At 61.9% G+C, this 18,073-nt stretch carries 17 protein-coding genes and 1 pseudogene; 11 read left to right on the forward strand and 7 right to left on the reverse strand.

Annotation, left to right across the window (positions count from 1 at the left end):
• Positions 1-65: 65 nt before the first annotated feature.
• Positions 66-188 (forward strand): annotated as a pseudogene (locus HX898_RS31510) (GNAT family N-acetyltransferase); the annotation flags it as partial.
• A gap of 58 nt (positions 189-246) precedes the next feature.
• Here HX898_RS31510 and HX898_RS33390 read toward each other — a convergent pair.
• From HX898_RS33390 to HX898_RS31520, 3 genes are all read right to left on the reverse strand, one after another.
• On the reverse strand, positions 247-648 hold the full coding sequence (locus tag HX898_RS33390) for a hypothetical protein (RefSeq protein ID WP_246413404.1): 402 nt from the start codon (positions 646-648) through the stop codon (positions 247-249).
• A 16-nt stretch (positions 649-664) separates the two neighbouring features.
• Complete coding sequence (locus HX898_RS33395; protein WP_246413402.1) at positions 665-1,018, reverse strand: hypothetical protein; 354 nt, start codon at positions 1,016-1,018, stop codon at positions 665-667.
• A 255-nt stretch (positions 1,019-1,273) separates the two neighbouring features.
• Positions 1,274-2,203 carry a LysR family transcriptional regulator gene (locus tag HX898_RS31520; RefSeq protein WP_138390069.1) on the reverse strand — a complete coding sequence of 310 codons (930 nt, stop codon included), beginning with the start codon at positions 2,201-2,203 and terminating at the stop codon, positions 1,274-1,276.
• Positions 2,204-2,275: 72 nt separating this feature from the next.
• On the opposite strand from HX898_RS31520, the gene HX898_RS31525 reads away from it, so the two are divergent.
• The 10 genes from HX898_RS31525 to glpK all read left to right on the forward strand — a co-directional run bounded on the left by HX898_RS31525 (position 2,276) and on the right by glpK (position 13,354).
• Entirely contained in the window at positions 2,276-3,193 is a 918-nt protein-coding gene (locus HX898_RS31525) for a DMT family transporter (protein WP_020047587.1), read from the forward strand.
• A gap of 97 nt (positions 3,194-3,290) precedes the next feature.
• Positions 3,291-4,064, forward strand: coding sequence for a DeoR/GlpR family DNA-binding transcription regulator (locus HX898_RS31530; RefSeq protein WP_003549541.1), 774 nt, complete (start codon positions 3,291-3,293; stop codon positions 4,062-4,064).
• 120 nt (positions 4,065-4,184) lie between these two features.
• The gene (gene glpD / locus HX898_RS31535) at positions 4,185-5,699 is read left to right on the forward strand and encodes a glycerol-3-phosphate dehydrogenase (RefSeq protein WP_138334284.1); all 1,515 of its coding nucleotides are present in this window, start codon (positions 4,185-4,187) and stop codon (positions 5,697-5,699) included.
• Between the two features lie 41 nt (positions 5,700-5,740).
• Positions 5,741-6,817, forward strand: a complete 1,077-nt coding sequence (locus HX898_RS31540) for an ABC transporter ATP-binding protein (protein ID WP_138334283.1) — start codon at positions 5,741-5,743, stop codon at positions 6,815-6,817.
• 9 nt (positions 6,818-6,826) lie between these two features.
• Complete coding sequence (locus HX898_RS31545) at positions 6,827-7,897, forward strand: ABC transporter ATP-binding protein (protein WP_138390001.1); 1,071 nt, start codon at positions 6,827-6,829, stop codon at positions 7,895-7,897.
• A gap of 3 nt (positions 7,898-7,900) precedes the next feature.
• Positions 7,901-8,767 (forward strand): sugar ABC transporter permease, encoded by an 867-nt coding sequence (locus HX898_RS31550; protein WP_138334281.1) that lies wholly within the window; start codon positions 7,901-7,903, stop codon positions 8,765-8,767.
• 15 nt (positions 8,768-8,782) lie between these two features.
• Positions 8,783-9,604, forward strand: coding sequence for a carbohydrate ABC transporter permease (locus HX898_RS31555; RefSeq protein WP_138334280.1), 822 nt, complete (start codon positions 8,783-8,785; stop codon positions 9,602-9,604).
• 13 nt (positions 9,605-9,617) lie between these two features.
• Entirely contained in the window at positions 9,618-9,899 is a 282-nt protein-coding gene (locus HX898_RS31560; protein WP_003549529.1) for a DUF2160 domain-containing protein, read from the forward strand.
• A 77-nt stretch (positions 9,900-9,976) separates the two neighbouring features.
• Positions 9,977-11,701 (forward strand): ABC transporter substrate-binding protein, encoded by a 1,725-nt coding sequence (locus HX898_RS31565; protein WP_011649612.1) that lies wholly within the window; start codon positions 9,977-9,979, stop codon positions 11,699-11,701.
• Between the two features lie 150 nt (positions 11,702-11,851).
• Positions 11,852-13,354, forward strand: coding sequence for a glycerol kinase GlpK (glpK, locus tag HX898_RS31570; protein WP_138390002.1), 1,503 nt, complete (start codon positions 11,852-11,854; stop codon positions 13,352-13,354).
• A 38-nt stretch (positions 13,355-13,392) separates the two neighbouring features.
• On the opposite strand, the gene HX898_RS31575 is transcribed toward glpK, so the two are convergent.
• The 4 genes from HX898_RS31575 to HX898_RS31590 all read right to left on the reverse strand — a co-directional run bounded on the left by HX898_RS31575 (position 13,393) and on the right by HX898_RS31590 (position 18,034).
• Entirely contained in the window at positions 13,393-14,394 is a 1,002-nt protein-coding gene (locus HX898_RS31575; protein WP_138390003.1) for an ABC transporter permease, read from the reverse strand.
• Between the two features lies 1 nt (position 14,395).
• Complete coding sequence (locus tag HX898_RS31580; protein ID WP_138334277.1) at positions 14,396-15,415, reverse strand: ABC transporter permease; 1,020 nt, start codon at positions 15,413-15,415, stop codon at positions 14,396-14,398.
• Positions 15,405-16,955, reverse strand: coding sequence for a sugar ABC transporter ATP-binding protein (locus tag HX898_RS31585; protein ID WP_138334276.1), 1,551 nt, complete (start codon positions 16,953-16,955; stop codon positions 15,405-15,407). Before HX898_RS31585 ends, HX898_RS31580 begins: the two co-directional genes overlap by 11 nt.
• Positions 16,956-17,020: 65 nt before the next feature.
• Positions 17,021-18,034, reverse strand: a complete 1,014-nt coding sequence (locus tag HX898_RS31590; protein WP_138334275.1) for a sugar ABC transporter substrate-binding protein — start codon at positions 18,032-18,034, stop codon at positions 17,021-17,023.
• Positions 18,035-18,073 lie beyond the last annotated feature (39 nt).

Below are 18,073 nucleotides of genomic sequence, written 5' to 3' on the forward strand. Positions count from 1 at the left end.
GACGTCCCCTGCCGCGACGCGGCAGGGGACGTTATCTCGTCTGAGGCTCGATTTCGCACCCTCGCATGCCCAAGCCGGATCACGACATGATGGATATTCGAATGGCAACGCCCGGCGAGGACGAGATCCTGGTCGGGCGCTATCTGAAGATCTGGGATATCTACGGCACGCCGCCGGAGCACTATAGAGGGCGAGCGTTGGTTTCCCATCAAACTAAGCTACTGGATAACAAATAGAGAAAGACCCTTAGGAACCGTCGTCAGGTAGCCAAATCCTCAGTTTGCCGACTGACCTGAAGCCCAGCTTTGTCATTTCGTTTAGCGTTGCGCCACTGTCATAGCCGACTAGCGGCACTTCGGGTGAAAAGGCGATAGTGGCCAACGACATGGCATCCCTGAAGGCCTGCAGCGCACCAGTCAAGTTAAAGATATTGGAGATCCCTACAGCCGCGGTTGATCGATTTACGATGCAGCCCGCATCAAAACCGTCGCCGGCCCATCGGCCATAGATATGTATGTTGGGATCGGAAAGCAGGGCCGGTGTGAAGACGTTGGCATCGGTCTGGCTACCAGACGCTTTCCAGGAATGTTCCCAGCGCTCCAGTGCCGCTGCATCGCGAATGCGTGCCCAATCCTGAGGCGCACGCACTGAAATTCCGCGAGGTTCAGCCCAAATCCATGATGCGGAAAACAACAACTGGAACCCTTTGTTGACGAGATCGAGCCTGGAAAACCCCGTCTTTGAAACCAGGTCGCCGTCCTAGCCGATCTGTCAGCCGACCGATTTCAATCAGCTGTTCCTCTGTTGCATCCGGGTCGAGTGTCGTCATGTTGGAATAGTAGGGGGGTGCGATCGCATCGCTTGACCAAAATGCACTGGTTCGCTGATCAGGCAGTCCATGGGCACGGAACATCGCCTGATACAGGTCTGCATTGTTAGCGGCACAAATGCGCGCTTTTTCTGCATCGGATCGTACCGTGTGTTTCGGGATACTGCTTTGCGAGGAGTTGCGTATCATAAGAAAATCCAGTTGCTCGGAGCGTCTGACACCTAGCCGGTGCATCCGCGATAGAGAGTTGAGCGGCTAGGCCAAGTTGCATCGCAGTTTCCGACGGCGAAGTTCCAGCACTAAAAAGCTTCACAGCGGCCTCGACTTTCTTGGTATCGAGTGGCTGGCGCCGCGGTTCTTTCCCTTGGCCTGCGCATCGGCGATGCCGTCGTTTGTCTGCTCTGAGATCAACTGGCTCGATCTAGCGCGGGCCGTCCGATCCGCCTACGCTTTCGCTCGTCCGGGTGCGATAAAAGTAGCGATCGTCGTCTCGTCATGGCCGGCCTCGCGCAGGAAGCGGCTGGCGAATTCGATGGCAGGGCTTCTCAGGGCCTCGTCCGGTCTAATCAGGTGAAAGGCCACATGGTAATCGAGCGTCCGCTCGGATACGGCGACGACGCGCCCGGTGGCCAGCGCGGCATCCGACAGCGGCGGCCGCGCGAGCGCGATTCCGAGGCCCTGGGCGCAGGCATCGATCACCAGATTGTAGTCCTCGAAGCGCCGGTCATGGCCGCGCGGTATATAGTCGACGCCCTCACGGGAGAGCCAGCGCCGCCAGCCTTCAATATTCGAATCGTGCAGGATCGGCAGATCGAGCAGCGACAAGGCATCGGAACGCTGCCCGAGCCGCTCCGCCAGCGCCGGTGCGGCGATCGGAAACGACTTCTCCTGCCAGAGCGGCAGGGCGCGCACGCCGGCCCATGGTCCCTTGCCGCAGCGAATGGCAAGATCCGTGCCTTCGCCAAAATCCGCCAGCCGGTGTTCGAGCGTCAGCTCGACATGCAGCTCGTTTCCTTCGAGCTTCGGCAGGCGTTGAAACAGCCATAGCGAGGCGACAGAGGGCGTCACCGAAAGGCGCACCACCGCCTTGTTGCGGCGAGGCAGCCAGCGTTCGCCGCTATTGCCGAGCAGCGTAAGTGCTTCTTCCGCCCGCGCGAAAAACCGCATGCCTTCCGGCGTCAGGCGCACGCCTCGGGCTTCGCGGGCAAACAGGCGCACGCCCATCCAGCGCTCCAGGCGCGAGACCTGCCGCGACACTGCGCCGTGGGTGATGCCGCTTTCCTCGGCCGCAGCCGAAAACGATCCGAGCCGGGCGGCGCGGGCAAAGGTCTCGAGCGTATCGAGCGGTGGAAGCACTGGCGAGCTGTGAACCATACGCACATTTGATCATCGATTGCAATGCTTTTCAAGCACGCATCGAAGGCCTAATCACTGTCGCAGGAACATATGGAGGCGAAAATGAGCATGGCGGCAAGCGTACCGGTTTCGACGAAACAGCAAGGCGGGTTCGATTTGGTGGCCTTTGCGGCGATCGTCGTCACCATCCTCTCCTGGGCTTCCTCCTTCGTGGTGATCCGCATCTGTCTCGGACCACTGACGCCGATCGAACTGGCGACGGCGCGCTATGTGGCAGCCGGCGTCATCGCCCTCGTCTATCTCGTCATCTATCGGCCGATGCCGGAAAAACGCGATTTTTTCCGCCTCTCCGTTGCCGCCGTGCTCTTCATCGCCGCCTATGCGGTTCTGCTGAACACCGGCGAGCAGACCGTTGCGGCAGGACCGGCGAGCTTCATCATCAACACCATGCCCGTCTTCACCGCCCTCATTGCCACATTCGCGCTCGGCGAGCGCTTCGGCCGCTGGGGCTGGGTGGGCACCGCGGTTTCCTTTGGCGGCGTGGCGCTGATTGCGGTCGCTTCCGACGGCGGCTTCAAGCTCGATCCGAATGCCGTCCTCATCCTTGGCGCAGCGCTCTGCTCGGCGATCGCCAGCGTGCTGCAGAAGCCGCTGCTCGGGCGCTTGCCGGCGCTTGCCGTCACTGCATGGATCCTGCTCATCGGTTCCGTGCCGCTGTTTCCGGCCGTCCCGGCGACGATTCAGGCGCTGGCCGCCGCACCGGCGGAGGTGAACTGGGGCGTTGCCTATCTCGTTATCTTTCCGACCGCGATCGGCTACCTCACCTGGGCAATCGCCCTGAAGCGGCTGACGGCCGCCCGTGCCTCGAATTTCCTCTACGGCGTTCCCCCGGTCGCCACGCTGATCGGGTTCGTCTGGCTGGGCGAAACGCCGACGGCGTTGGGCGCGGTCGGTGGCGTCATGGCAATCCTCGGCGTGCTCGTCGTCAACGTGATGCGGAAGCGGTAGCGTCGAATTCAGGCCGTGAAGGCGGCCTGGTAACAGTTAGGCATTGCGCAGCCGTTCGCTTTCTTTAAAACGAAAGCAGATCGAAAGGCGCGCGCTCATGTTCTTGACCGACCGGCAAACTGAAATCGTGGCGATTGCGAAGTCGAGCGGCAGGGTGCTGGTCGAGGAGCTCGCCTCCCGCTTTTCGGTGACGCCGCAGACGATCCGCAAGGACCTCAACGATCTCTGTGATGCGCAGGTGCTGACACGCATCCATGGCGGCGCCACATTCCCGAGCGGGACGGAGAACGTCAAATACGAAGCACGCCGCCAGATCGCCGCTTCCGAGAAACAGGCGATCGGCATTGCCGCGGTCGAGCTGATCCCGAGCGGGGCCTCGCTCTTCATCAATATCGGAACGACGACCGAGGCGGTGGGCGAGGCGCTCGCCGACCATCACGAGCTGATGGTCATCACCAATAATATCAATGTTGCCAATAGGTTACGTCTTTTCCCGGCGATCGAGGTCGTCATTGCCGGCGGCGTCGTGCGGGGTTCGGACGGCGGGATTGTCGGCGAGGCGGCCGTCGATTTCATCCGCCAGTTCAAGGTCGACTACGCCGTGATCGGCGCGTCGGCGATCGATATCGACGGCGCGCTTCTCGACTATGATTTTCGCGAAGTGAAGGTCGCCCAGGCCATCATCGCCAATGCCCGACATGTCATTCTCGTTGCCGATTCGACGAAGTTCGAACGCACCGCACCAGTCAGGATCGGCCAGCTTTCCCAGGTTCATACCTTCATCACCGATCACTGTCCGGTGCCGTCGATCCGCAATCTCTGCCTCGAAAACAATGTGAAACTGATCGAAACGAACGGCAGATTTCGCTAGACAGCGGTCCCTCGCAAACATTCGTTTGACATTCGTATTCCTTTCGTTTTAACTGTTGTTACTTTCGCAATTGCGCAAGTTTTGTGCGATGCGAAATCGACGGCGGGCTCGGAGGGGGAATTGGGCCGAAATATTCACGACATATTCGTCATCGGTGGCGGCATCAACGGCTGCGGCATTGCGCGCGACGCCGTCGGGCGCGGTTATTCGGTGGCGCTGGCGGAAATGAACGATTTCGCCTCGGGTACCTCGTCGGGCGCCACCAAGCTGATCCATGGCGGCCTGCGTTATCTCGAGCATTACGAGTTCCGCCTAGTGCGTGAATCGCTGATGGAGCGCGAGATCCTCTGGGCGATGGCGCCGCACATCATCTGGCCGCTGCGTTTCGTACTGCCCTACCACAAGGGCGGTATCCGTCCGGCCTGGCTGATCCGGCTTGGCCTCTTCCTTTACGATCATCTCGGCGGTCGCAAGCTGCTGCCGCCGACAGCCGTGCTCGACATGCGCCGCGATCCGGCCGGCAAGCCGCTGAAGGCGCTGTTTTCCAAGGCCTTCGAATATTCCGACGGCTGGGTCGACGATGCCCGCATGGTGGTGCTGAACGCCCGCGATGCCGCCGACAAGGGCGCGCTGATCATGCCGCGCACCAAGGTGGTGTCGGCAAGGCGCGAGAATGGCCTGTGGCATATCGAGACCACCGATACCCTCACCGGTCGCAATGACAACCATCAAGCCCGCATGTTGGTCAATGCCGCCGGTCCCTGGGTCGACCATGTCATTCGTTCCGCCATCGGCCAGAACGAAGCCCATCATGTCCGCCTCGTCCAGGGCAGCCATATCGTCGTGAAGAAGAAATTCGACGATGTGAGAGCCTATTTCTTCCAGAATCCCGATAACCGCATCATCTTCGCCATCCCCTACGAGGGCGACTTCACTCTGATCGGCACCACGGATCGCGACTATACCGCCGATCCCCGGGATGTCCGGATCTCCGAGGAGGAGACCATCTATCTCTGCAATGCAGCGTCTGAATATTTCAAGGAGCCGGTCAGGCCGGAGGATATCGTCTGGACCTATTCTGCGGTCAGGCCACTTTATGATGATGGCGCCTCGAAGGCGCAGGAGGCGACGCGTGACTATGTGCTGAAGCTGGAAGGCGAAGGTGCCGCTGCGCCTCTGCTCAACGTCTTCGGCGGCAAGCTCACCACCTATCGCCGGCTTTCCGAACATGCGCTGGAGAAGATCGGTGCTTCGATCGGCGCCAAAGGCGCCCCGTGGACGGCCAAAAGCCATCTGCCGGGCGGCGACTTCGCGGTCAGGGGTTACGAAGCGGAGGTCGCCAAGCTGAAGCGGCGTTATTCGTTCCTCGCCGATCGGCATGCCCGCCGGCTGGTGCGCCGCTATGGCACCAGGGCCGAGGCGCTGCTTGGCGATGCCAGCGGCATCGACGATCTCGGACGGCTGTTCGGCGGCGATCTCTACGAGGCAGAGGTCACCTATCTCGTCGAACATGAATGGGCCCGGCACGCCGAAGACGTGCTGTGGAGGAGAACAAAGGATGGTCTGCGCCTTTCGAAGGAGCAGGCCCAGTCACTGGAGGAGTACATGGCTGCCATGCCGGCGATGGCCGGGTAGGAGTCATGTGGTCCCCGATGCGTGGAGGCACGGGAATCGGAATGCTGGAACTGCGAAACGCTGCCAAGATGGTGGGCGCGGACTATCATATCTATCCGACCGATCTGGTTCTCGAGCGAGGCACGCTGAACGTCCTGCTCGGGCCGACGCTCGCGGGTAAGACCTCTCTGATGCGGCTGATGGCGGGGCTTGACCGGCCGACCGGCGGCTCGATCCATTTCGACGGCACTGACGTCACCGGCATGCCGGTGCAGAAGCGCAACGTCGCCATGGTCTACCAGCAATTCATCAACTATCCGGCACTGACCGTCTACAACAACATCGCCTCGCCGATGCGCATATCGGGCAAGGATGCCGCCACGATCGACCGTGAGGTGCGCAAGGCGGCCGAGCTGCTGAAGCTCACGCCCTATCTCGACCGCACCCCGCTCAATCTGTCCGGCGGCCAGCAGCAGCGCACGGCGCTCGCGCGCGCACTCGTCAAGAATGCCAGCCTCGTGCTGATGGACGAGCCGCTCGCCAATCTCGATTACAAGCTGCGCGAGGAACTGCGCGAGGAACTGCCGAAGATCTTTGCCCAATCCGGCGCGATCTTCGTCTATGCGACGACCGAGCCTTCCGAGGCGCTCCTGCTTGGCGGCAACACGGCAACGCTGAACCAGGGCCGGGTGACCCAGTTCGGGCCGACGATCGAGGTTTATCGCCGACCCGTCAATCTCGCCACCGCCGGCATTTTCGCCGATCCGCCGCTGAACACCCTCGACGTCACGAAATCCGGCAATGTGTTCACGCGTCCGAGCGGGGTCACGATCTCGGTTCCCTCGCATCTGGCCGTCGTGCCAGATGGTCCCGTCACCATCGCTTTCCACCCGCATCATCTCGGCCTTGCGCCGCAGACCGGCGATGCGGCCCGCCTGCAGGCGCGCACGCTGGTTTCCGAGATCACCGGCTCCGAGAGCTTCGTTCACCTGGAATATGACGGTGTGCGCTGGGTGATGCTGGCGCATGGCATTCACGACATCGATCCCGACATGGAGGTCGAAGCTTTTCTCGACACCCGCCACCTGATGGCCTTCGGCAGCGACGGCCGCGCCATCGCTGCGGCCGGAAAGGTATAGGAGAGCACAATGGCACGCATCACGCTCGACCATATCCGCCACGCCTACGGCGCCAATCCGAAGTCCGACAAGGATTATTCCCTGAAGGAAGTCGACCACGAATGGAACGATGGCGGCGCCTATGCGCTGCTCGGTCCTTCCGGCTGTGGCAAGACCACGCTGCTCAACATCATCTCCGGCCTGCTGCAGCCCTCACATGGCCGCATCCTGTTCGACGGCAACGATGTCACGAACCTTTCGACGCAGAGCCGTAACATCGCCCAGGTCTTCCAGTTTCCCGTCATCTACGACACGATGACCGTGTACGACAATCTCGCCTTTCCTCTGCGCAACCGCGGCGTGGCCGAGGCGGATGTCGACCGGCGTGTCCGCGACATCCTCGAAATGATCGATCTTGCCGGCTGGGCCAGGCGCAAGGCGCAGGGCCTGACGGCCGACCAGAAGCAGAAGATCTCGCTCGGCCGCGGACTGGTGCGCAACGACGTCAACGCCATCCTGTTCGACGAGCCGCTGACCGTCATCGATCCGCATATGAAATGGGTGCTGCGCTCGCAGCTGAAGCGGCTGCACAAGCAGTTCGGCTTCACCATGGTCTATGTCACCCACGACCAGACGGAAGCACTGACCTTCGCCGAAAAGGTGGTCGTCATGTATGACGGCCAGATCGTCCAGATCGGCACGCCGGCCGAGCTCTTCGAGCGGCCGAGCCACACCTTCGTCGGTTACTTCATCGGTTCGCCGGGTATGAATTTCATGCCAGCGACAATCGAGGGCAGCGCGGTCAAGGTCGGAGACGAGACGCTGACGCTCGATTACGCGCCGAAGACATCAGGCACGGTCAAAACCGAACTCGGCATCCGCCCCGAATTCATTCGCCTGGGACGGGAGGGCATGCCGGTCACCGTCAGCAAGGTCGAGGATATCGGCCGGCAGAAGATCGTGCGCGCCCGCTTTGCCGGCCAGCCGATCGCCATCGTCGTGCCTGAAGACGCCGACATTCCCGCGGATGCCCGCGTCACCTTCGATCCGTCCGCCATCAGCATCTACGCCGACAGTTGGCGTGTCGGCAGGGAGGCCTGAGCCATGCAGAAGACGTGGAATAACAAAGCCTGGTTTCTGGTCCTGCCGGTGCTGCTGCTCGTGGCGTTTTCGGCCGTCATCCCGCTGATGACCGTCGTCAACTATTCGGTGCAGGATACGTTCGGCAACAACGAGTTCTTCTGGGCTGGTACCGACTGGTTCGTCCAGACCCTGCATTCCGACCGCTTCTGGGAATCGCTGCAGCGCAATCTGCTGTTCTCCTTCATCATCCTGGCGCTGGAGATTCCGCTTGGCATCTTCATCGCGCTCAACATGCCGAAATCAGGACCGGGCGTTCCCGTCTGCCTGGTGCTGATGGCGCTGCCGCTGCTCATTCCGTGGAACGTCGTCGGCACCATCTGGCAGGTCTTCGGACGCGTCGATATCGGCCTGCTCGGCCACACCCTCGAAGCGATCGGCCTCGACTATAATTATGTCCGCGATCCGATCGATGCCTGGGTGACCGTCATCGTCATGGACGTCTGGCACTGGACAAGCCTCGTCGTGCTGCTTTGCTATGCCGGCCTGGTCTCGATCCCGGATGCCTATTACCAGGCGGCCAAGATCGATGGCGCCTCGCGCTGGTCGGTCTTCCGCTACATTCAGCTGCCGAAGATGAAGCGGGTGCTGCTGATCGCCGTCCTCCTGCGCTTCATGGACAGTTTCATGATCTATACCGAGCCTTTCGTCGTCACCGGCGGCGGGCCTGGCAACTCGACGACCTTCCTTTCCATCGACCTCGTGAAGACGGCAGTCGGCCAGTTCGATCTTGGCCCGGCGGCGGCAATGTCGATCATCTACTTCCTCATCATCCTGCTGCTCTCATGGGTGTTCTACACCGTGATGACCAGCAGCGACGACGCGAGCTGAAAGGGAGGGCGAGATATGAGCAACAAATACAAACCTGCAGGCAGCCTCTCCTGGCTCGTTCCGACGATCTACATCGTCTTCCTGATCCTGCCGATCTACTGGCTCGTCAATATGAGCTTCAAGGAGAATTCGGAGATCACCGGCGCTTTCTCGCTCTGGCCGACGAACCCGACGCTGCGCAACTACACGGTCATCTTCACCGATCCATCCTGGTATAACGGCTATATCAACTCGATCATCTATGTGGTGATGAACACGGTGATCTCGGTCGCGGCGGCGCTGCCGGCAGCCTATGCCTTCTCGCGCTACCGCTTCCTCGGCGACAAGCACCTGTTCTTCTGGCTGCTGACCAACCGCATGGCGCCGCCGGCGGTCTTCGCGCTGCCGTTCTTCCAGCTCTATTCGGCCTTCGGCCTGATCGACACGCACATCGCCGTGGCCCTTGCCCACTGCCTGTTCAACGTGCCGCTCGCCGTCTGGATCCTCGAAGGTTTCATGTCCGGTGTGCCGAAGGAGATCGACGAAACCGCCTATATCGACGGTTATTCCTTCCCGCGTTTCTTCATCAAGATCTTCATTCCGCTGATTGCGAGCGGCGTCGGGGTCGCGGGCTTCTTCTGCTTCATGTTCTCGTGGGTCGAGCTGCTGCTGGCCCGCACGCTGACGACGACGGCGGCAAAGCCGATCTCGGCGATCATGACGCGAACGGTCTCCGCCTCGGGCATGGACTGGGGCGTGCTGGCGGCGGCTGGCGTGCTCACCATCATTCCGGGCGCGCTCGTCATCTATTTCGTCCGCAACTACATCGCCAAGGGCTTCGCGCTCGGGCGCGTTTGAGGAGGAGACGGTCATGAATTTTTCCTGGATGGCCTGGACGCTGCCGACGACGCTGTTCTTCCTGACGATCCTGGCGCTTCTGATCGCCATGAGCGTCTGGGAATATTTTTCGCCGGGCGGCTCGCCGCGCACGGGCGTGCTGCGGTTCGAGACGACGCGCGGCGACCGGCTCTTCATTTCGCTGCTGGGCAGCGCTTTCATTCATCTTGCATGGCTTGGGCTCGGTGGGCCCAACCTGTGGTGGGCTCTTGCCATCTCCGTGGTCTACGCCATCGGCGTCTTCCGCTACGTGTGACGGCAAGGAGAAGACAGATGGCCGGGGGTACTGGCCGCCTGAGACGTAACTGCAATCGCAAACCCTGGGAGGATATTATGCGAAGGCACTTATTGACGACGACAGCAGGCTTGCTGCTGGCAATGACAGCTTCGGCCTATGCCGGCATGGACGAGGCCAAGACGTTCCTCGACAAGGAAGTCGGCGATCTCTCGACGCTTCCACGCGCCGACCAGGAAAAGGAAATGCAGTGGTTCGTTGATGCTGCGAAGCCTTTCGCCGGCATGGACATCAAGGTTGTGTCCGAAACGATCACGACCCATGAATACGAATCGAAGGTGCTGGCGCCCGCCTTCACGGCGATCACCGGCATCAAAATCACTCACGACCTCATCGGCGAAGGCGACGTGGTCGAGAAGCTGCAGACGCAGATGCAGTCCGGCGAAAACATCTATGACGCCTATATCAACGATAGCGACCTGATCGGCACCCATTGGCGCTATCAGCAGGCGCGCTCGCTGACCGACTGGATGGCCAACGAAGGCAAGGATGTCACCAATCCCGGCCTCGACATCGACGACTTCATCGGCAAGTCCTTCACCACGGCGCCTGACGGCAAGCTCTACCAGCTGCCTGACCAGCAGTTCGCGAACCTCTACTGGTTCCGTTACGACTGGTTCAACGACGAGAAGAACAAGGCGGACTTCAAGGCGAAGTACGGCTACGATCTCGGCGTGCCGGTCAACTGGTCGGCCTATGAGGATATTGCCGAGTTCTTCACCGGCCGCGAGATCGACGGCAAGAAGGTCTTCGGTCATATGGACTACGGCAAGAAGGACCCATCGCTCGGATGGCGCTTCACCGATGCCTGGCTGTCGATGGCCGGCAACGGCGACAAGGGCATTCCGAACGGCAAGCCCGTCGATGAATGGGGCATCAAGGTCGACGAGAACTCCCGTCCGGTCGGCTCGTGCGTGGCGCGCGGCGGCGATACCAACGGCCCTGCCGCGGTCTATTCCATCCAGAAATATCTGGATTGGATGAAGGCCTATGCACCGGCTGCCGCCCAGGGCATGACCTTCTCCGAATCCGGCCCGGTCCCGTCGCAGGGTGAAGTCGCCCAGCAGATGTTCACCTACACGGCCTTCACCGCCGACTTCGTCAAGGAAGGCCTGCCGGTCGTCAACGCGGACGGCACGCCGAAATGGCGTTTCGCACCGAGCCCGCATGGCGTCTACTGGAAGGACGGCATGAAGCTCGGCTATCAGGACGCCGGTTCGTGGACGCTGATGAAGTCCACGCCTGACGACCGCGCCAAGGCGGCCTGGCTCTATGCGCAGTTCGTCACCTCGAAGACTGTCGACGTGAAGAAGAGCCATATGGGTCTGACCTTCATTCGCCAGTCGACGCTGGATCACAAGTCCTTCACCGATCGTGCGCCGAAACTCGGCGGTCTGATCGAATTCTATCGTTCGCCGGCCCGCCTTCAGTGGTCGCCGACCGGTACGAACGTTCCTGACTATCCGAAGCTCGCTCAGCTTTGGTGGCAGGCGATTGGCGATGCTTCTTCCGGCGCCAAGACGGCACAGGAAGCGATGGACTCGCTTTGCTCCGAGCAGGAAAAGGTGCTGCAGCGCCTGGAACGCGCCAAGGTCCAGGGCGACATCGGCCCGAAACTCGCCGAGGAGCATGATCTCGCTTATTGGAACGCGGATGCGGTGAAGAACGGCAACCTTGCCCCGCAGTTGAAGATCGAGAACGAGAAGGACAAGCCGGTCACTGTCAACTACGACGAACTCGTCAAGAGCTGGCAGAAGAAGTAAGGCGGACCCGGCCGGAGGCGACGAGGCTTCCGGCCATCACTTCCTGCCACCGGCAGCAAGCCGGTGGCACCCACAATCTTTCTCTCATGAAACGTCCGCGTCCTGCTGTCCTCTGCAGGCGGAGCGGCTTCGTGCGAGCCGGAGACGGATATGAGCGGCTATATTCTTTCAATCGACCAGGGCACGACGTCGTCGCGCGCCATCATCTTCGATGGCGACATGAAAATGGCCGGCTCGGCGCAGGCGGAGATCACCCAATATTATCCGCAGCCTGGATGGGTGGAGCACGACGCCGCCGAAATCTGGCAGTCCGTCGTCGACACAGTGCGTAAGGCGATTGTCGATGCTGGACTTGATGCGGCCGACATTGCCGCGATCGGCATCACCAACCAGCGCGAGACGGCGGTCGTCTGGGACCGCGGGTCAGGAAAACCGCTTCACCGCGCGATCGTCTGGCAGGACAGGCGCACCGCAGAAATGTGCGAGAGCCTGAAGGCAGACGGCTACGAGAAGCTGTTCAGCGCCAAGACAGGGCTGCTGCTCGACCCCTATTTCTCCGGAACGAAGCTGCGCTGGCTGCTCGACAATGTCGATGGCCTGCGTGAGAAGGCCGAGGCCGGCGATGTCTGCTTCGGCACGATCGACAGCTGGCTGATCTACAATCTGACTGATGGGCGCGTGCATGCCACCGATGCGACCAATGCATCGAGGACTCTGCTCTACAATATCGACGACGGTGCCTGGGACGAGGAACTTCTCGGCATTCTCCGCATTCCGGCCGCCATGCTTCCTGAGGTCAGGGAATGCGCCGATGATTTCGGCCGCGTCGACAAGGCTCTGTTCGGCGCGGAACTTCCGATCCTCGGGGTCGCCGGCGACCAGCAGGCAGCGGCCGTGGGCAATGCCTGCTTCGAGCCCGGCATGATGAAATCCACCTACGGCACCGGCTGCTTTGCCCTGTTGAACACCGGCCGGGATCGTGTTTCCTCCTCCAACCGGATGCTGACGACGATCGCCTGCCGGCTCGACGGCGAGACGACCTATGCGCTCGAGGGCTCGATCTTCATCGCCGGTGCTGCCGTGCAATGGCTGCGCGACGGCCTCGGCATCATCGGCCAGGCATCCGAGGCAGGAGTGCTTGCCGCCAAGGCCGATCCCGGACAGCAGGTCTATATCGTCCCAGCCTTCACCGGCCTCGGCGCGCCCTACTGGGATCCAGCGGCGCGCGGCGCGATCTTCGGCCTGACGCGAAACAGCGGGCCGGCGGAATTTGCCCGCGCCGTGCTTGAATCCGTCGCCTACCAGACGCTCGACCTGCTGGTGGCGATGAAGAAAGACTGGGGCGCCAACCAGCTGGAAACCGTGTTGCGCGTCGATGGTGGCATGGCGGATTCGGATTGGACCATGCAGTGCCTGGCCGACATGACGGGAAACCCTGTCGATCGCTCGGCGATCCGCGAGACGACAGCGCTGGGCGCAGCCTGGCTTGCCGGCTCGAAAGCCGGCATCTGGCCCGGCAAGCGGGATTTTGCGAAAGCCTGGGCCTGCGACCGCCGCTTCAGCCCTTCAATGGATGAGACCGAGCGGCAGGGCAAGATCATCGGCTGGAAGAATGCCGTATCCAGAATGATTTCGGACGCCTCGGCGGGATAGAACCGCTTCCGAGGATACCACCGCAGTTGCGACTTCTCTTAAGCGGCGCCGGCGGTCTTTCTGTTGATGAAGCTCAGGGCGAGCACGGCGAAGATCAACGTTCCCGTGCCGACCTGCTGCCAGTAGAAGTTCAGATCGGTCAGCAGCAGGCCATTGGCGACGATGCTGAGCAGCAGCGCCCCGAGAACGGTCCCGCCGACATTCGGCCGCCCGAGTGGGCTGAGCGTCGTGCCGATGAAGGTCGCGCCGATTGCATTCAGCAGGAAGGCATTGCCCGAGGAGGGAATGTAGGTGGTGACGGTTGCGGTCAGGATCAGGCCGGCGATTGCCGCGATCAACCCGACCAGGATGAAAGTCACCGCGACATGGGCCGGCGCGGCGATGCCGGAATAGCGCACGACCCCCGGCTGGATGCCGATCGACAGGATGACGCGGCCGAAACGCGTGCGGGCAAAAACGACCGCAGCGGCTACAATGACGACAATGGCAGCGGCAAGCGGCACCGGGAAGCCGGCGATCGTGCCATGGCCGAGAAAACGGAAGGCTTCCGGCACGCCGTTCGGCGGCAGATAGACCGGATTGCCGCCATTGGTCAGCAGCTGCTGAACGCTGCGGCCGATGAACAGCGTGCCGAGCGTGGCGAGGAATGGCGACACGCCGATCCCTGAAATCAGCAGCGCGTTGAAGGCACCGACGAACGCTCCGGCGGCCAGTCCCGCGAGTGCGGCGACTGCCACCGGCTGCCCGGCGAGGACGAGCGAAACGAAGGCGAAACTGGCGAAATCCATCGCCGTTCCCACCGAAAGATCGATGCCGCCCGACCCGACGGCGAAGGTCATGGCGACGGAGACGATGGCAAGCAGCGTGAAATTGTTGACCAGGATGCTCTGCAGGTTCGCAGGCGTCAGGAATGTCGGCGTTGCCACGGAAAAGGCGGCAAATACCGCAACCAGGGCGAGGATCAGCCCATAGCGCACCAGGCCGCCAGCGATAAGACGCGGCAAGCCGATGCTGGCGAGGGGAGGGGTCTGGAGCGACATGTCAGGCCTCCTGTCGGCGCAGCAGCGTGGTTGCGGAAACGACGATGAGAATGAGCACACCCTGGACGCCGCTGACCAGCGTGCTCGAAATGTTCAGCAGCTGGAAACCGTTGACCAGGAAGCCGACCAAAAGGGCCGAAAGCAGCGTCCCGGTGATCGTCGGAACCAGCCGGCGCGAAAAGACCGAGCCGAGCAGGGCCGTCACGACGACGGGCAACAGCATCTCGCCGGCGCCGGTCGTGCTGCCGCTCAGATAGGAAACCGACAGGATGCCGGCGATCCCGCCGGAGACGCCGCTGGCGACGAAGGCGCCGGCGAGCAGCCGGCGAAGCGGCAGGCCGGCGGCACGCGCCGCATCCGGGAACTCACCGACGGCATAGAGACGCAGGCCGAGCGGGGTATATTGCACGATCGCCGTGGTGATCGCCGTGAAGCCGAGGAGCACATAGGCAAGAACCGGGATGCCGAAAGGATCCGAGGCCGAGAGCGCCGATAGGAAAGGTGTCGAGGCCGGCAGGACGGTATTGCCGGTCAGCACCAACTCCAGGCCGGCGACGACATTCATGACGGCAAGCGTGGCCAGCAGCGGCACGATGCCGGCATAGACGACGGCGATTGCATTGACCGAGCCGATCAGGGCGCCGGTCAAGATTGTCGCGGCAATCGCCGTCGCATCTCCGTAGCCGAGTTGCGTCAGGCTCGCATAGACGGCGGCGCTGAGACCCATATTGGCAGCGAGCGACAGGTCGATGCCACCGGTGACGACATTGGAGCCGCCTGCGATCAGCACGATCGTCAACCCGATGGCAAGCACGCCTGAGATGGCCGATTGACCGAGCACGTTGCCGATATTGCCGATGCTGAGAAAATAGGGTGCGGTCAGCGAGAAGATGATCAGAATGGCGGCGAAAGCGATCAGCGATCCGAAGCGCAATGCCGCAGCGGCAATATTGCCGGCCGGCCGGGGCGGCGGTTCCGCAGCGGAAAAACCGGAAGGCGCGAATTCCACTTCAGCCGACATGGCGTTGTCCTTCGGATGATCCGGTCGATTGAGCGAGCACCGCATCTGCCGTGGTCTCCGACGAGATGAATTCCCGCGCCACGCGGCCGCGGAAGAGCACCAGGATGCGATCGGTGATGCCGATCAGTTCGGGCAGATCCGAAGACAGCACGATGACGCCGGCGCCGCGCGCCGCCAGTTCGCCGATCAGCGTATAGATCTCGACCTTGGAGCCGATATCGACGCCGACAGTTGGTTCGTCGAGGAGATAGACCTCGGAGCGGCGGCTCAGCCACTTGGCGATGGCGATCTTCTGCTGGTTGCCGCCCGAAAGCGTGCGCAGCAGGGCATCGCGGCCATTGGTCTTCACCTGCAGCCGCGTAATCAGACCGTCGACTTCTCTCTGTTCGCGTCTGCGATCAAGAAAGCCGAAACGCGTGAAGCGGCCAAGGCTCGAAAGGCTGATATTTTCCGCGACGCTGAGGTCGAGCGCGACGCCGTGGCGACGCCGATCTTCCGGCACCAGGGCGATCTCGCGGCCGGCTGCCTGGGTGGGATTGGTGAAACGGGCAGCCTTGCCGCTGATCTCGATATGGCCGGAAGCCGGGGTCTCCAGACCGAAGAGAGCGCGGACCAGCTCCTTTGCGCCGGAGCCGAGCAGGCCGGTGAGGCCGAGCACCTCGCCGCGGCGAAGCGTGAAACTCACGTCGCTATATTTCCCCGGCGCCGACAGCTGCTCGACCTTGAGGATGTCTTCGCCCGGCGTCACTTCCGGCTTTGGAAACATCTCCTTGATGTCGCGTTCGACCATCAGCCGCGCAATCGCGCCGGCCGAGGTGTCGCCGATCGGCAGGGAGGCGACGTCCAGCCCGTTGCGCAGCACGGTGACGTGGTCGCAGAGCTCTTCGATTTCGTTCAGGTAATGCGAGATATAGATGATGGTGACGCCTTCGTCGCGCAGACGGCGGATCAGCCGGAAGAGGATATCGGCCTCGCGGCGCACCAATGCGGCCGTCGGCTCGTCGAAGACGAGCACCTTTGGCTGATTGAGGAGGGCGCGGGTGATTTGCACGATCTGCTTTTCGGCGGTCGACAATTCGCCGATCAAGGCGGCGTTCGGCAACCGGATGCCGAAATAGTCGTTGAGAATGTCAGATGCGCGGCGCTGCATCAGTCGCCGGTCGAGGAACGGTGTGCCCGCGATGCGTGGTTCCCGGCCAAGGAACAGGGCTTCGCCGACGGTGAAGGTCGGCACCAGCAGCCGGTCCTGGTGAATGAAGTGGATGCCGAGCTCTTCGGCAAGATGCGGCGTCAGCCTGTCGAATGTTTGCCCTTCGATCTCGATGCGGCCGCCATCCGGCTGGTGAAGACCTGCCAGCAGCTTGATCAGCGTCGACTTGCCGGCGCCGTTCTGACCGACGAGACCGTGGATGGTGCCGCGCCTGACGATCAGCGACGCACCGGCAAGCGCCTGCGCGCCGCCGAAATGCTTGACGATGCCTTCAAAGCGGATGATGTCGTCGCGTGCCGTCACCGGCTGCTTCAACGAAATGGCCGTCATGTCGATCTCTCCGGGCGAGCAGATTCCGAGCGATGCGGCGATGATCGGATCGCTCGGGTTCAATGTCAGCCGATGCCGAGCTTCTTGGTGACTTCGCCGACATTGGTCTTGTTGGCGAGCAGTGCCGGAACATAGGTCTCGCGCGGTAGTGTCTGGCCGGCGAGCAGCTTGGCGACGTTGCGAATGGCGGTGCGGCCGATTTCCGCCGGCTGCTGGGCGACATCGGCGCCAGCCGGCGAATTCGGATCGGCGATGAGCTGCAGCACTTCCGGGCTGCCATCGACGCCGTAGGTGCGGATCTCTGTCCGCCCGGCTGCCGCCAAGGCCTGGGTCGCGCCAAGCTGCGGAATGTCCCAAGCTGACCAGATCGCCTTGATCGACCCCTTTTCCGGATATTTGTTGAGGATGGCCGTGATCTGCGTGAAGGCGTCCTGCACGGTATTCGGGATGACGTCGCGCAGTTCCGGCTGGAGGATTTTCACCTTCGGGAAATATTTGACGACATTAACCAACTGGTCGTAGCGGATCGCGCAGGGGGTTACGCCGTAGAAGCCGTTGAAGACGACGATATTGCCTTCGCCGCCGATATCGGAGACGAGCTGCAGCGCCAGATCCTTGCCGATGCCCCAGTTATCGGAGGTGGTGTTGTTGATCGAATTGGTCGAACCGACGTCGACGGTCAGAACCGGGATCCCGGCATCGCGCGCCTTCTTCAGCCAGGGATCGATGACGCTGAGCGTGCCCAGGATTTGAACGATTGCATCCGGCTTCTGGGCGATCAGCGTCTGCAACTGCGAGACCAGCTTGCCGTCGTTGCGTCCGGCATCGACGGCGATCGGCTCGCCGCCGAGGCGCTTTACCTCCTCGATCTGGGCATTATAGGCCTGCAGATCGAAGAAGTGATCGGTGCCGGTTGCGCTGATGGCGATGCGCTTGCCTTTCAGCGACAGTTCTTCGCCGGCGGCAAAAGCCGGCTTCTGCCCGATGAGGGATGCACCGGCGACGGCGACCCCGGCCGCGGCAGACAGTTTCAGCAGATCTCGCCTTCCGAGACCCTTTTCAGACTTTTCGATACTCATCGCAATTTCTCTCCAATTAATTATGTCTATAGATTAAAT

Origin of the sequence: Rhizobium sp. WYCCWR 11128 (assembly GCF_013416305.1) — a bacterium.
GTDB lineage: Bacteria > Pseudomonadota > Alphaproteobacteria > Rhizobiales > Rhizobiaceae > Rhizobium > Rhizobium indicum.